The organism is Pseudomonas sp. PvP025 (assembly GCF_017832155.1).
GTDB lineage: Bacteria > Pseudomonadota > Gammaproteobacteria > Pseudomonadales > Pseudomonadaceae > Aquipseudomonas.
In genome coordinates this window covers 266694-279742 of the sequence record NZ_JAFIBJ010000001.1, presented here as the reverse complement: position 1 = coordinate 279742, position 13049 = coordinate 266694, and the positions used below count along the sequence as shown (strand labels likewise).

Genomic DNA, 13049 nt, shown 5'->3' with positions numbered 1-13049 from the left:
GTGCCTAGAACTTGTGCAGCCAGTTGAGCACCAGCTTGTTGCCCTGGGTGCGGTTCTCGGCCTGCTGCTCGAAGTAGGCGTTCACCGACAGCACATTCTCCTTGCTGAACCCATAGACCAGCCCCGGGCCGATGGCCCAGACCTTTTCCCGCCGCCCGCTGACGGCATGGCCGTCCACCTCGGTGTCGGTGATCTGTTTGAGCCAGTAGCCGTTGAGGCCCACGCTCAGTTGCTCGCTCACGGCATATTGCAGGGTCAGGTTGGCATGCAGCGCCTGGCCGGCCTGGGTGTTGGAGACGTCGCCGAAGCCTGCCTGCGGCTCGTCGTTTTTGCCGTTCCACAGGTACATGAAACGCCCGCTGGCCGACCACGCGGGGCTGAACCAGTAGGTCGCCGCGTAGTACGGGTTGAATGACCAGAAGTTGCTGCCCGGGTTGATCGAGCGCGTGCGGTCATAGGCGCCCACCGGTATCGACACATCGGCCTCCACGCGCTGGGTCAGCCAGGGGCTGCCATCGGCCCGGCTCAGGGTCGGCAGTTGCACAAACGCGCCGAGCGTCAGGTCGCCAAAGCCTGCGCGCGAACTCAGCGCCGCGTTGTTCAAGCCATCGTCGACCTCGGCGTGGGCCAGGGAGGTGTTGATCAGGGTGAAGCCGGGCATCGCGCCGTTGGCCAGGGGCTTACCGACGTAGATGATCTGCGTGGTCGGCGCCACCACTTCCACGTCCTGTCGCGGCAGCGCCAGTTTGTTGCCGTTGGCGTCATTGAAGCGACTGGCACGGCTGTAAGTCAGGTATTCCTCCAGGTACCAGCCGGGGCCCGCCGGGGCCGGGGAGCCGTCGTAGAAACTGGTGGTGCCCAGGTTGAGCCCGGGCAAGTCATAGGCATGGACCGCCGCCGACACGGCGATCAACGTCACGGCCGCAGCCGCCCGCAAGATAGGCTTGAGCATCTTGTATGTCCTGTATTTTTGTTGTTGTTCAAGACCCCCGGTGCAGGGTTCCACACCGGGGTTGGCTGCGCTTATACGTAGGTGGCTGCCAGCCCGCCATCCACCGGCAGGTTGACCCCATTGACCCAGCGCGAAGCATCCGAACAGAGGAAGGCGATCACCGCCGCCACCTCATCGGCCAGGGCTGGACGGGTCATGCGCTGGTTGTCGCGGGCCACGCGCTCCGGGCCGAGCATGCTGACGAAATCGCCAAGGATCGGCGTAAACACCGGCCCCGGCGCCACGCAGTTGATGCGCACCCCAAGATCGCGAAACCAGCCTTGGGCCTGCTGGTAACTCCAGACAATCAGCGCTTCCTTGAAATACTGATAACAGGTGGCCTGTTCCACCGGATTGGCCGCCAGCCACTGCTGCCCGGCGGCAAAGCTGTCGGTGGCGGCCAGCGACGTGTGCTGCTCCAGGCGCTGCGGCCATTGCGCGCCAAGGATCGAGGCGACATTGACCACACTGGCACCCGCCGGCATACGCGGCAGCAGCGCCTGGGTGAGGTGGCGCACCCCCAGGTAATTGACCTGCGCCACCGTGTGCGCCGGCGCCGTGCCGGGCACGCCGGCAATGTTGCACAGCGCGTCGACCCGCGCCGGCAAGCGCGCCACCAGCGCGTCGATGCTCGCCGCATCGCCGAGGTCGGCATGCAGGAAGCCATCCAGGGTCAGGTGCGGCTCCGCGCGATCGACACCGATCACCGTCGCGCCCTGGAACCGCGCCAGCCGCGCCACTTCGGCGCCAATGCCGGAGGCGACGCCGGTGACAATCAAGGTTTTGTTATGCAGGTTCATGTTCAGCCCTCTTGTTTTTGTATAGGCGTGCGTGTTTCAACCCCCCGAGCCGGGCTCAGAAGGGATAGGTCGGTGGTGTGTTTTTTACCGTGACCCACTGCCACTGGGTGTACTCGTCCCAGTCGGCCGGCCCGCCGACGTTGCCACCATTGCCGGAGGCGCCGCGCCCGCCGAACGGGTTGATGCATTCGTCGGCCACGGTCTGGTCGTTGATGTGCAGCAGGCCACAGTCAAGCCGCTCGCCAATGGCCATGGCGCGGCCAACCGACGGTGAGATGATGGCGGCGCTGAGCCCGTACTCGCTGCGGTTGGCCAATTCGATGGCCTGCTCGTCCGTGGCAAAACTGACCACCGTGGCCACCGGTCCGAAGACCTCCTCCTCGAAGGCGCGCATGCCGGGACGCACGCCACTGAGCACGGTGGGCTGATAGAACAACCGGTCGTACTCGCCCCCCGCCTCCAGCCGCGCGCCGGCCTGCAGGCTGTCGCTGACGATGGCGTGCACGCGCTGCAATTGCCGCTCATTGATCAACGGCCCCAGCGCCGCCTCGCCCCGGGCGGCATTGCCCACGCTCAGCGCGCGGGCCTTTTCCACCAGTTTGCGCGTGAGGCTGGCGGCGATGGATTCATGGGCCAGAATCAACCCTGTCGCCATGCAGATCTGCCCCTGGTGCAGCCACGCGCCCCAGGCCGCGTTGCTCGCGGCCAGGTCCAGGTCGGCGTCTTCGAGAATGATCAGCGCGTTCTTGCCGCCCAGTTCCAGCGCGACTTTTTTCAGGTGCCGTCCGGCCACCTCGGCGACCTTGCGCCCCGCCGCCGTGGAACCGGTGAAGGCGATCATGCGCACATTGGCGTCGCGGCACAGTGCTTCACCCGCCGGCGCCGACCCTGGCAGCACGTGCAGCAACCCTTTGGGCAGGCCCGCCTCTTCGAACAGCCGCGCGATAAGAAAACCGCCACTGACCGGGGTTTGCGGGTCGGGCTTGAGCACCACCGCATTGCCGGCGGCCAGGGCCGGCGCCACCGAGCGCATCGACAGCACCAGGGGGAAATTGAACGGTGAAATCACCCCCACCACGCCATGGGGCTGGCGCCGCGCATAGGACAACCGCCCGGCCTCGCTGGGCAGTACCAGCCCGTGGGGTTGGGACAACAGGCCCGCCGCCTGATGCAACAGCACAATCGCCTCGCGCACTTCGTGTTCGCCCTTGTACAGCGCGCCGCCGGTTTCGCGGGCGACATACAGCGCCAGTTCGGCGAACGAGCGCAGTGCCACATCCGCCGCCTTGCGAAACACCTCGGCGCGTTGCCGTGGGCCCAGCGCGGCCCAGGCCGGCTGGGCCAGCGCCGCGCTGCGACAGGCAACGGCAACCTCGGCCGGGCTGGCCATGGCGCATTGCATCAGGGTTTCGCCGGTGGCCGGCTCGATCACCGGGAGCACAGCTTCAGACGCTTTGCTCCAGTCGCCGTCGAACAGGCATTCGGACTCGATGGCCCGCTGTAACAGGGGGATGGTTTCAGACACTGACATGGTGACTCCCGGTTCTTGTAATTGTCATCGTCTGCACAGAGGCAAACGCCGCCTCAAGCCTTGAGCAAAGGCTGTGCCGTTTAAAGGCCAAGGCGCTGACATAACGCCTCGAAGGCTCTGCGTCGGGGCTTGCCGTTCACGGCTCAGGCACACGCACAGGAACGTCAGCAAAAACCGCCTCGCTGCCACTTGTTCAATTGATAAGGTTATGTTTAATAACTATCTCGGCGGTTACTCATATCGATCACACGCTTTGCAGGGGCATAACAACAACGCCGTTCAGTTGAGCGCAGATTCCCTGTGGCGAGCAGGCTTGTCCTGCGTTGGGCTGCGCAGCAGCCCCAAAACCAGGCGCTGAGCCGTATCAGGTACACCGCGTTTTGCTCGATTGGGGGCGCTTCGCACCCCAACGCGGGGCAAGCCCGCTCGCCACAATAAGCCCACACATTTTCCTTAACTGAACGGCATCAGGGCATAACAATGACTCATCCCTTCAGCGCACACCCCAACGTCCAGGCGACCACCACGCCTTATCACCCGCGCGGCGACAGCCGCCAGCTCAGCGACAGCAGCTCGCCCACCCCGGCGGAGCTTGCCGACTGCCTGTTCTTTTCGCCCGAAGACGGGCGCATCTGGCTCAACGACCAGCGCATGGTGCTGCTGCACGGTTCGTCATTCGGCGCGCTGCGCGCAAAGATCATCGAGCGCCTGGGGCTGGAACAGGCGCGCGGACTGTTCACCCGCACCGGCTTTGCCTCCGGTGCACGGGACGCGCGCCTGATCCGCGAGCGCTGGCCCCAGGCCGATGCTGCCGCCGTGTTTCGCGCCGGCACCCACCTGCACACGCTGGAAGGCATGACCAAGGTCGAGCCCGTGCATTTCAAGTTCGACGCCGACTCCGGTTTCTATGAAGGCGAATTTCTCTGGCACCACTCGTGCGAGGCCGATGAGCATGTGAATGCCTACGGCATCGGCCAGGACCCGGTGTGCTGGACCGAAACCGGCTACGCCATGGGCTTCGTCAGCGGGCTGTTCGGGCAGATGGTGATTTTTCGTGAAGTCGAATGCCGCGGCATGGGCCACGGCAGTTGCCGCGTGGTGGGCAAGACGGCCGCGCAATGGGGTGACGTCGAGCAAGACCTGCGCTACCTGAATGTGTCGCAGATGCCTGGCACCCCGCCGCTCGCGTCCACGCCCGACAGCCTGCCCGGCAGTAACGCGCGTGACACGTTGATCGGCGCCAGCGCCACCTTCAACGCCGCCACGCAAGCCCTGGCGCGCGTCGCATCGACCCCGGCGACGGTGCTGATCAGCGGCGAATCCGGGGTGGGCAAGGAGATGTTCGCCCGCCAGTTGCACCAGCTCAGCCCACGCCGTGACGGCGCGTTCGTGGCGCTCAATTGCGCGGCCATCCCGGACAACCTGATCGAGTCCGAACTGTTTGGCGTCGAGCGCGGTGCCTATACCGGCGCCACCCATGCGCGCCCCGGCCGCTTCGAGCGCGCCCAGGGCGGCACGCTGTTCCTGGATGAAATCACCAGCCTCAGCCTGGCCGGGCAAAGCAAGCTGCTGCGCGCCCTGCAGGAGCGGGAAATCGAACGGGTCGGCGGCGTGCGCGCCATCCAGGTGGATGTGCGGGTGGTGGCCGCCACCAATATCGATCTGCGCAAGGCTGTCGCCGACGGCACGTTTCGCGAAGACCTGTTCTACCGGCTCAACGTCTACCCCATCGCGCTGCCGCCCCTGCGCGAACGCCGTGATGACATTCCGTTGCTGATCAACGCATTCCTCACGCGCTTCTGCCAGGACTACGGGCGCACGCCCGCCGGCCTGACCATGCGCGCGCTCAAGGTGCTGCTGCGCTACGACTTCGCCGGCAATGTGCGCGAACTGCAAAACCTGATCGAACGCGGCCTGATCGCCAGCGACGAAGGTCAGGCCATCGACCTGGTGCACCTGTTTCGCAACGAACCCATGCCGGCGGACCCGTACAGCCTTGACGGGCAAGGCAGCCTGTCCAATGCCACTGCGGTGGTGCGCCCTGCCCTGCTCGACACCCTAGGCCAACTGGACCAGGGGTTTTCCATCGACGGCCTGGAAGCCCGCCTGATCAACGAAGCGCTGCAACGCAACGCCGGCAACCTGGCCGCCGCCGCCAGGCTGGTGGGGCTGAGCCGCGCGCAATTTGCCTACCGGCTGAAGAAACACCAGCGGCAACCGGCTGAGGCACCGGAGCCGTCGATTGAGGAGAAATCTTGAACGACGGGGACGCCAGCTGGATCACAACCTTCTTGAACACAGTCTTGAAGGAAGCCAGTGATGATCCAGCTAAACAGCTACACCACCGTGAAACGTCGCGAGCGCGTCCCCCACGACATCTTCGCCACCTACTGGCGCGACGCACACGGGCCGCTGTGCGCGCGCTTGCCCGGGCTCGGTTTGTACATTCAGCATCACTTCGACCGTAACCAGGACGCGCACCTGTGGCCGCTGGCCGACGGCATCAGCGAGATCGAACACTACGAGCTGGACGGTGGGGTCGAGATTGGCTTCGCCAACGCTGATGACCAGAAGCGGTTCCAGGAGGCCGCCTCACTGCTGTTTTCCGACGAACAAAACATGTTCGAGGAAACCCTCGCCTATGACCTGCCGCACGGCTCGCAAAAGCGCGTCAATCGCTTGCATGACAGCACCTTCAACGGCACGGACAGCGTCGACCGCCTCCATGTGCATTGCAGCCCGCGCGGCAGCCTCGCCGAACTGCACGACTACCTCAGCCATGAGCTGGCCGACGTGCTCGGCAGCGCCGATGACGTGCTGAAACTCACGCTGCACCTGACGTCGCGCTTCAACAATGACGGCATGCATCCGCCGGCGCCGAATGTCGCGCACCATGCCAGCCCTGCGCGGGAAGAACTGGCCATCATGGAAATCGCCTTCGCCAGCCCGCTGACGCGCCGCGCGTTCTTTGCCAGCGAGACGTTCCAGCGCACCCTGGCAGGTCAGGCCCGACACATCGCCCAGCTCAAGGCCTTTGCGGTGTCCGGCCTCTACACCTACGTCAACGACAAAACGCTGACCACCGCCGGACTGCGCGGCAGCAGGACCGCGCAGTTGATCGAGTACCTGGGCGCCAACAATCAGCTCAACCCCGAGGTCGAGCAGTTGTTCCGGCGCGGTTGAACCCGAGCGTGGTCATTTTGCCGGCCGCAGCAACTGCATCTGCTGGCGGTAATCATCGGTCACCTGCCGTGCCTGGCTGCTGCTGGTGATGACCCGCGGCGTGATCAGCACGATCAACTCGGTGCGGTCCTTGGATTTACTGGTGTTACCGAACAGCCAGCGCAATCCGGGGATCCTGCCCAGATACGGCACAGCGCTGACGCTCTCGGCGTTGTCCTGCTTGATCAGGCCGCCGAGCAACACGGTCTGCCCGCTTTGCACGGCCACTTGGGTGGACACCGAACGCGTGGAAATACGCGGGTTGTTTTGCGGGTCGTTGTTGGACGGCTGGTCCTGGGCATCGCTGACTTGCTGCTGAATGTCCATGTACACCAGGCCCCCCGGATTGATGCGCGGCACCACGTCGAGGATCACCCCGGTCTGTACGTATTCGACACTGCTCAAGGTGGTGTCGGAGGCGCCGGTGTTGACCGTGGTCTGGCTGATGGGAATGTTGTCGCCCACCTGGATCTGCGCCGGCTGGTTGTTCATCACCACCAGCGACGGCGCCGACAGCACTTGGGTGCGGCCGTTGGTTTCCAGCGCGTGCAGGGCCACTTGCAGGTTGGTGCTGACGAACGAATAGAACAACGAATCGGCGCCCAGGCCGGCACCGCCGGCGCCCAATGCGCCCTGGCTGCCGGCCGCATTGGCCACCGTGTTGCTGGTGGAATTGCCCGCCAGGCGACCCAGGTACCATTGCACGCCGAGGTCCAGTTCGCCGGTGAGCTTGACCTCCAGAATGCGCGTTTCGATCTGCACCTGCAGCGGCGGATTGTCGAGGCGCTTGATCGCCGATTCGATCTCCTTCCACTGCACCGGGCGCGTGCGCACCAGCAACTGGTTACTGCTTTTTTGCGCGGTGATGCGCGTGCCGGCGTCGAGGCTTTTGGCCGGTGCGCCTTCTCCTTCGCCGGCGCCCTGCTCGGCGCTCTCGCTGCCCTGCTCAGCCTCAGCGTCGGGTTCCTGCTCCTCTTGCTCGGCAGAGGCAGGCGGGTTATTGCCCATGCCATTGCCGTTGCCATTGAGGCCGCCGGGCATGCTGCCGGAGGTGCTGTTGGTGCCGGGCGATGACAAGGTCGCGGTGCGCAGACCGGGGGCGACTTTCGCCGGCGCATCGTCCTTGATCGCGCCACTGCCGTAGATCTGCCGCAGGTATTTGGCGAGGTCAGTGGCCTTCATGTTGCGCACGTCGTAGACGTACATCTGCGGCTCGTTGCCGCCGCCTTCGTCGATGGTGTGTATCCAGTCGCCGACCTCGCTGAGGTACTGCGGCTGGGACGAGATCGCGACCACCGAATTGGTCCGCTCGATGGGCAAAAAGCGCACCATGCCCGCCAGGGGCATGCCGCTGTCGGGGCCGAACATCTTTTGCAGCTCGGGCATCAGCTCGGCCACGGACGCGCGTTGCAGGCCGAACACGCCCACCGACATGCCCTTGAGCCAGTCCACATCGAAGGTGTCGATGGTGTCCTGGTAGTTGGCCAATTCCTCGGGTGTGCCGGCCAGGCTGAGCACGTTGCGCGCCGGGTCCACCAGCAAAAATGCATTTTCCCGGGCGAACGGCTTGAGCAGTTTCTGCATCTCGGTGGCCGAGATGTAGCGCAACGGAAACAGCCGCGCCGACAGGCCGCTGGACGGTTGCGACACGCGCATCTGCGGCACCAGCTTGCCCGCCACCGCCTGGCTGGCCGGCAGGATCACGTAGCGGTTGCCCTGCTTGATCATGGCGTTGTCGGTCCACGACAACAGGGTTTCGAGAATCGACAGCGCCTGCTGCTTGTTCACCGGTTTGGAGGTGGAAAAGCTGACGTTGCCTTTCACACCCTGGGCAATGCTGTAGCTCTCGTGCAGCAGGTCGCCCATCACGCTGTTGATGACCGCCTCGATGGGCTGGTCGGCGAAGTTGAACACGATGTCGCCGCCGGCCTCCTCTTTGCCGGCACGGCTCGCGGCCGGCTGACGCACAAACTGCTGGTTGCCGCGAATCAACTGGCGCTGCGGCGGCGTGCTTGCCTGGGGCTGGCTGCTGCCGGGCGACGCCTGTTCACTGGCCGGGTCCACGGCCGGGCGCTGCGAACCAGTGCCCTGCAGCGCCTCATGCAGCAGGGACTCGTCAGGCGCTGGGTGCTTGGGGAACGACCCGCAGCCGCCAAGGGCAACGGCGGTGGCCAGGCAAAACACGGTGGTGCGCAAGGCGCCGGGGTAGGTATCGATCAAGGGGATGACTCGTGAGGAAGGGTAATCGGAGGTGTGCTGGACGGCGGCGGCAAACGCAGGGCCCGCAGGCTCAGGGTTTGCGTGCGGCCATCAAGCACGAAACGGGCAGTACGGGCGTCGAGGTGTTCCAACACCCAGCCATTGGGCAGGGTCTGGCCCTGGCGGACTTTCAGCGCGGGGCCGTCGGCACGCTTGAGCAGCGCCACGCGCAGGTCGCCGTCGAGCACGATGCCGGTCAGCGTCAGGCTCGACAGGCTGGAGGTCTCGGCCTGGCCGACGGCGCGGTCGGGGCTGCGGTCGGGGCTGAACAGCGGCGCCTGCCAGGTGCCGGCCAGGCTGTCGAGGGTCGCGCTCGGCGCCACCAGCACCGTGGCCGCGGCGTTGGCCCGCGCATCCGGCGCGGGCGGCGGCAACCACTGCGGCGCATCGCCGAGGTTGCTGAGAATGCCGACCATCAAAACACCCAGCAGCCCGGCCACGCCGAGCAGGCCCCACTCCAGGGGACGCAATGGATTGATCATCGGCGCACCTGCACGGCAGCGGCCGGTTGCAGGTAGCCGCGCACCAGCAGGTGCACCACCAGTTTGCCGGCGGCGCCGCTGGCGGGGGCATTGGGGCCACGGCGAATGCTCATTTCATCGACGAACAGAAACGGGCGCTGATATTCCAGTTCATGCAGGATCGCCGTCAGCGGTTCAATCGCGCAATCGAGGGTCAGGCTGACTTTGACCTGGCGATACGGCTCGGCCTCATCCTGCTCCGGGGTGATGGGCATGCGCTGGGTCAGGCTGCAGCCGCCGCCGAGGCTGGCGCGGCTGTTGATCAGGTCGGCGAGGCGTTGCATCAGGTCCGCCGCCACGGCGCTGGGATCGTCCCCCGGCAGCAGGCTGGTGCTGCTCGCCGGGTCCTGGCGCGCCTGCTCCAGTTGTTCGCGCAGGCTGTCGCGCTGGCGCAACACGCCGGCGTAACGCTGCTGCTGCTCGCGCAGTTGTTCGGCCTGCTCGCCCATGGCGCGCAACGGCCCGGCGAACCAGCTGTCGATCAACAGCCAGTACGCGGCGCCGAGCACCAGCGCGAGGGCGATCAAGGCCGCGCCACGGCGTTCACGGGGTGTCAGTGGACGGCGCATCGGCAGCCTCCTGGTGCAGGTGGGCGCGCAAGGAAAACTGATCCTTGCCGGTTTGCGCATCGGGCTGGATCACCCCTTCGAACTGAGCATTTTCCAGGCTGCGACAGGCCTTGATGCGGGTGATCAAGGCACTGGCCTTGGCGCTTTGCCCGGAGAACGAAACGTCGGCGCCGTCGTTGACTTCCAACTGGTCGATCCAGGTGTCGGACGGCAGGCACGCGGTCAGTTCATTGAGCAGCGCCGCCAGCGGCGGTTGCGCCATTTTGCGGCGGATCAGGTACTGCGCGGCGCCACGGGTATTGAGCAATTGCTGACGCAGCGCCTGCACCTGAGCCACCTCGGCTTTTTGCTCGCGCACACGCTGATGCATGGCGTCGAGCACACGCTGGCGGTCGTTGAGCCACAGCAGCATCGCCGCCATCAGCAGAGCGCCGCACAGCCACGGCAGGCTGCGCTGCAAACCCTTGCCGGCAGGGCGCTGGCGTGGACGCAGCGGCGCCGGCAGCAGATCGATGCCCATCGACTGCCCCGCGCCATCGTCCACGTCCACCGCATGGGGACGCAGGCCGAGGGCGGCACACTCTTCGAGAATCCGGTCCAGGCGCTCGCGCAGGATCGCCACCAGCGTCACCTCAACATGGGTCGCTGTGCGGCGCTCCTGGCGCGCGACGAAGTACACCTGCGTGGCGTCGAACGGCGTAAAGCGGTCAAGCTCATAGCCGACCACCGTCGACAGGTTGCGCGCGGCGGCCAGCGGCAATTGCAGGGTCTGGCGCAGCACCGCGTCGCGGCCCAGCAGCAGTACCTGGCGCGCGTCGCCCGCGAGGGTTTGCACCGGCGCGGTCAGCGGCCAGCGGTAAACCTGCTCGGCGGCATCCTGCACCAGCAGCCATGCCGGCACGCAGCCGCGCAGCTCCTTGAGCCACAGCCGCCAGCCCTGTTGCAGGACGCTGCCGTGCCAGCGGCGTGTGACCGGTTCGGTCAGCCCCTGCAGGCGGGCGGCCAGATGTTCATTCATTCTTGCCAACGTAGGACTCGATAAGGTTGTGCGCTGCCTTGCGCGGGACTCAATAAAACCGTGACTTGCAACTGCGCGTGATAACCGCCGGGGCGTTGTGCGCGGCTGTCGATCACCAGCACATCACCGGCGTTGGCGCCCACCGCGCTTTGACGCGGCAGGTTCAGGGCACGGCGCATCAACGGGCTGGCGAACGCCGGGTCGGGCCGGTCCAGCCCGCTCCACAGGCTGATCTCCGGCACCATTTCGCTGTACAGGGCGCGACTCATGCCCGGCAACTGGCGCAGTTCTTCCACCACGCGAAACGGCGCATGGCCCTGGTTGCGCCGCACCTCCAGGGCTCTGGCCAACTGGTCGGCCTGGGCCTGGGTGGCACCGCAGGCCAGGGCCAGGCGCGCAAAATCGCCCACGTCGGCACTGTTGAGGTACAGCTTGCCGAGGTCGCTGCGAACGCTGACGCGCAATTGCGCATCATCGAACGTCAGCGGGACCTCACGGCCATCGGCCACCCATTGCTTGCGCTGCGTCGGGTCAGCCAGGGCCTGCAGGGTCAATGTCACACCCGCCTCGGCGGCCAGCAGCGCCTGGGTGTGCTGGCGATGCCAGGCGGCCTGGCGGGTCTGCAGTTGTACCCAGCCGGCCAGCCCGCCCAGCAGCAGGCTGAGCAAGGCCAGCACCCACAGCACCAATAACAGCGCGACACCGCGTTGCTGCTTGATCATTCCGGCGCCCCGCCCGACAGGTTCAGCCGTAGCGCAACCACCTGGGTGACCCACGGCACCGGCCCGTTTACCCGTGCGTCGATGCGCACCGCATAGGGCAGGCGCTTGCTCCACGGCCACTCGTTGATCCAGCCGGTGGCCTGGCCCTTGGGCGACACGCCGCGATAGCTGAACTGCAAGTCCTCGACACCTTTGAGCAGCACCTGCGGTTCGCCGCGCGAGGCCGGCACGCTGACCTGCGCCGCCGACTCGAACCGCGCGAACGCCACCTGCAAATCACGCGCGGCCTCGGGGCCGCTCAGTTGCAGGGTAAAGCGCTGGATGCCGCCGCCCAGCACACCGGGCAAGGTCGCGACAAACTGCATGCGCTGCGCGGTGCCGCTGAAAAAACCGTCGGCCTGGCTGTCGTCCTCGGTCACGTCCAGCGGCAGCGCCTCGCTGATGGCGGTGCGCAAAAACTGCTGGGCGGCGCGCATTTCATCCAGGCTGACCGTGTAGCGCTGGGCCTTGAGCACCGCGCGATTGGCGCCGAGCAAGGCACCGCCGACCAGGGTCAGCAACACGCCGAGCAGGCTGAGCACGATCATGATTTCAAGCAGGGTGAAGCCCTGCTGCCGCCGCGTCACAAACCGGCCCCGGCGGCACGCAGTTTCAAGGTGCTGAAGTGCGCCTGACGCGCGCCCTCGCTGACGGTCAAGTCGAGGCGAAACAGGTGAGGCTGGCCCATGCGGGTCGGCTGCTGGGCGATGTTCAGTTGCCAATGGATGCCATCGAACTCGCCTTGGCGCACCTCGTTGGCCAACGGGCCCATGGTTTCCTGGTCCAGCAGGCTCTGCGCCGCGAGGGTCAGGCGATCACTGCGATTGACCTGCAACAACGAGCGCGCGCTCTGGCCGAAAGCGACCAGCAACACCGTGCTGCAGATGGCCATGAGCGTCAGCGCGGCGAGCATTTCCAGCAGGGTAAAACCGCGCTGGCGCTTCATGGCAAGGCCCTGGATTCTACGCTGCCGGTCAGCCAGCCAACGTCGATGCGCCAGCGCCGAGTGCCGTTGGCCAACAGCAGGTTGCCGCCGGTGGAACTGCCATCCGGGTAGAACTCCACAGTGGAACCTGCCTGTTCGGCGGTGTGCAAGGTGACCTGCAGATCGGCCGGCCAATATTTTGTTGGCCGGCCCGGCGCGGCAAAGCTCAGCCTGCGCAAGTCGAACACGGTGTGTTGCGCCGTGCCGCTGACAATCGCCCGCGCCCGCGTGCTGCGCAGCGCTTCGACCATCTGCCCGACCACCTGGCGTTCTTTTGCCGCGCGCAGGCCTTGTTGCAGGCCAAACCCCACCAGGCCGGCCGCGATGCTGATCAGCACGATCACCACCAGCATTTCGAGCAAGGTAAAGCCGCGTTGGAGGTTGGGCATGGG

The 13049-nt window shown here is 66.0% G+C and carries 13 protein-coding genes; 2 read left to right on the top strand and 11 right to left on the bottom strand.

Annotated elements, in window-relative coordinates; genetic code table 11:
* Window positions 1–4: 4 nt before the first annotated feature.
* The 3 genes from JOE32_RS01355 to JOE32_RS01345 all read right to left on the bottom strand — a co-directional run bounded on the left by JOE32_RS01355 (window position 5) and on the right by JOE32_RS01345 (window position 3322).
* On the bottom strand, window positions 5–952 hold the full coding sequence (locus JOE32_RS01355) for a transporter (protein ID WP_209980755.1): 948 nt from the start codon (window positions 950–952) through the stop codon (window positions 5–7).
* Between the two features lie 71 nt (window positions 953–1023).
* Window positions 1024–1791: a coniferyl-alcohol dehydrogenase gene (locus JOE32_RS01350; protein ID WP_209980752.1), complete on the bottom strand. Its 768-nt coding sequence runs from the start codon at window positions 1789–1791 to the stop codon at window positions 1024–1026.
* Window positions 1792–1846: 55 nt separating this feature from the next.
* Complete coding sequence (locus JOE32_RS01345) at window positions 1847–3322, bottom strand: benzaldehyde dehydrogenase (RefSeq protein WP_209980750.1); 1476 nt, start codon at window positions 3320–3322, stop codon at window positions 1847–1849.
* 480 nt (window positions 3323–3802) lie between these two features.
* On the opposite strand from JOE32_RS01345, the gene JOE32_RS01340 reads away from it, so the two are divergent.
* Window positions 3803–5581, top strand: coding sequence for a sigma-54-dependent Fis family transcriptional regulator (locus JOE32_RS01340; protein ID WP_209980746.1), 1779 nt, complete (start codon window positions 3803–3805; stop codon window positions 5579–5581).
* 60 nt (window positions 5582–5641) lie between these two features.
* Entirely contained in the window at window positions 5642–6505 is an 864-nt protein-coding gene (locus tag JOE32_RS01335) for an EthD domain-containing protein (protein WP_209980744.1), read from the top strand.
* Between the two features lie 12 nt (window positions 6506–6517).
* Here the strand turns inward: JOE32_RS01335 and gspD are convergent, their stop codons facing one another.
* The 8 genes from gspD to JOE32_RS01295 are packed head-to-tail and all read right to left on the bottom strand — an operon-like array spanning window position 6518 to window position 13046.
* Window positions 6518–8764 carry a type II secretion system secretin GspD gene (gene gspD / locus JOE32_RS01330; RefSeq protein WP_209980742.1) on the bottom strand — a complete coding sequence of 749 codons (2247 nt, stop codon included), beginning with the start codon at window positions 8762–8764 and terminating at the stop codon, window positions 6518–6520.
* Window positions 8761–9285, bottom strand: a complete 525-nt coding sequence (locus tag JOE32_RS01325) for a general secretion pathway protein GspN (protein WP_209980740.1) — start codon at window positions 9283–9285, stop codon at window positions 8761–8763. Before JOE32_RS01325 ends, gspD begins: the two co-directional genes overlap by 4 nt.
* Window positions 9282–9893, bottom strand: a complete 612-nt coding sequence (gene gspM, locus JOE32_RS01320) for a type II secretion system protein GspM (RefSeq protein ID WP_209980737.1) — start codon at window positions 9891–9893, stop codon at window positions 9282–9284. Before gspM ends, JOE32_RS01325 begins: the two co-directional genes overlap by 4 nt.
* A complete protein-coding gene (locus tag JOE32_RS01315; RefSeq protein ID WP_209980735.1) occupies window positions 9868–10911 on the bottom strand; it encodes a PilN domain-containing protein in 1044 nt (347 codons plus the stop codon). Before JOE32_RS01315 ends, gspM begins: the two co-directional genes overlap by 26 nt.
* A complete protein-coding gene (locus JOE32_RS01310) occupies window positions 10908–11633 on the bottom strand; it encodes a general secretion pathway protein GspK (RefSeq protein ID WP_209980733.1) in 726 nt (241 codons plus the stop codon). Before JOE32_RS01310 ends, JOE32_RS01315 begins: the two co-directional genes overlap by 4 nt.
* A complete protein-coding gene (locus JOE32_RS01305; protein ID WP_209980731.1) occupies window positions 11630–12259 on the bottom strand; it encodes a prepilin-type N-terminal cleavage/methylation domain-containing protein in 630 nt (209 codons plus the stop codon). The genes JOE32_RS01310 and JOE32_RS01305 overlap by 4 nt, the downstream gene beginning before the upstream one ends.
* Window positions 12256–12618, bottom strand: a complete 363-nt coding sequence (locus tag JOE32_RS01300) for a type II secretion system protein (RefSeq protein ID WP_209980729.1) — start codon at window positions 12616–12618, stop codon at window positions 12256–12258. Before JOE32_RS01300 ends, JOE32_RS01305 begins: the two co-directional genes overlap by 4 nt.
* Window positions 12615–13046, bottom strand: coding sequence for a type II secretion system protein (locus tag JOE32_RS01295; protein ID WP_057008264.1), 432 nt, complete (start codon window positions 13044–13046; stop codon window positions 12615–12617). The genes JOE32_RS01300 and JOE32_RS01295 overlap by 4 nt, the downstream gene beginning before the upstream one ends.
* Between the last annotated feature and the right edge of the window lie 3 nt (window positions 13047–13049).

What these genes read in the sequence shown, in the direction of transcription:
- JOE32_RS01345 (WP_209980750.1), bottom strand. Translation starts at nt 3,322, where the DNA reads ATGTCAGTGTCTGAAACCATCCCCCTGTTACAGCGGGCCATCGAGTCC.
- JOE32_RS01335 (WP_209980744.1), top strand. Translation starts at nt 5,642, where the DNA reads ATGATCCAGCTAAACAGCTACACCACCGTGAAACGTCGCGAGCGCGTC.
- JOE32_RS01310 (WP_209980733.1), bottom strand. Translation starts at nt 11,633, where the DNA reads ATGATCAAGCAGCAACGCGGTGTCGCGCTGTTATTGGTGCTGTGGGTG.
- JOE32_RS01340 (WP_209980746.1), top strand. Translation starts at nt 3,803, where the DNA reads ATGACTCATCCCTTCAGCGCACACCCCAACGTCCAGGCGACCACCACG.
- JOE32_RS01315 (WP_209980735.1), bottom strand. Translation starts at nt 10,911, where the DNA reads ATGAATGAACATCTGGCCGCCCGCCTGCAGGGGCTGACCGAACCGGTC.
- gspM (WP_209980737.1), bottom strand. Translation starts at nt 9,893, where the DNA reads ATGCGCCGTCCACTGACACCCCGTGAACGCCGTGGCGCGGCCTTGATC.
- JOE32_RS01300 (WP_209980729.1), bottom strand. Translation starts at nt 12,618, where the DNA reads ATGAAGCGCCAGCGCGGTTTTACCCTGCTGGAAATGCTCGCCGCGCTG.
- JOE32_RS01355 (WP_209980755.1), bottom strand. Translation starts at nt 952, where the DNA reads ATGCTCAAGCCTATCTTGCGGGCGGCTGCGGCCGTGACGTTGATCGCC.
- JOE32_RS01295 (WP_057008264.1), bottom strand. Translation starts at nt 13,046, where the DNA reads ATGCCCAACCTCCAACGCGGCTTTACCTTGCTCGAAATGCTGGTGGTG.
- JOE32_RS01325 (WP_209980740.1), bottom strand. Translation starts at nt 9,285, where the DNA reads ATGATCAATCCATTGCGTCCCCTGGAGTGGGGCCTGCTCGGCGTGGCC.
- JOE32_RS01350 (WP_209980752.1), bottom strand. Translation starts at nt 1,791, where the DNA reads ATGAACCTGCATAACAAAACCTTGATTGTCACCGGCGTCGCCTCCGGC.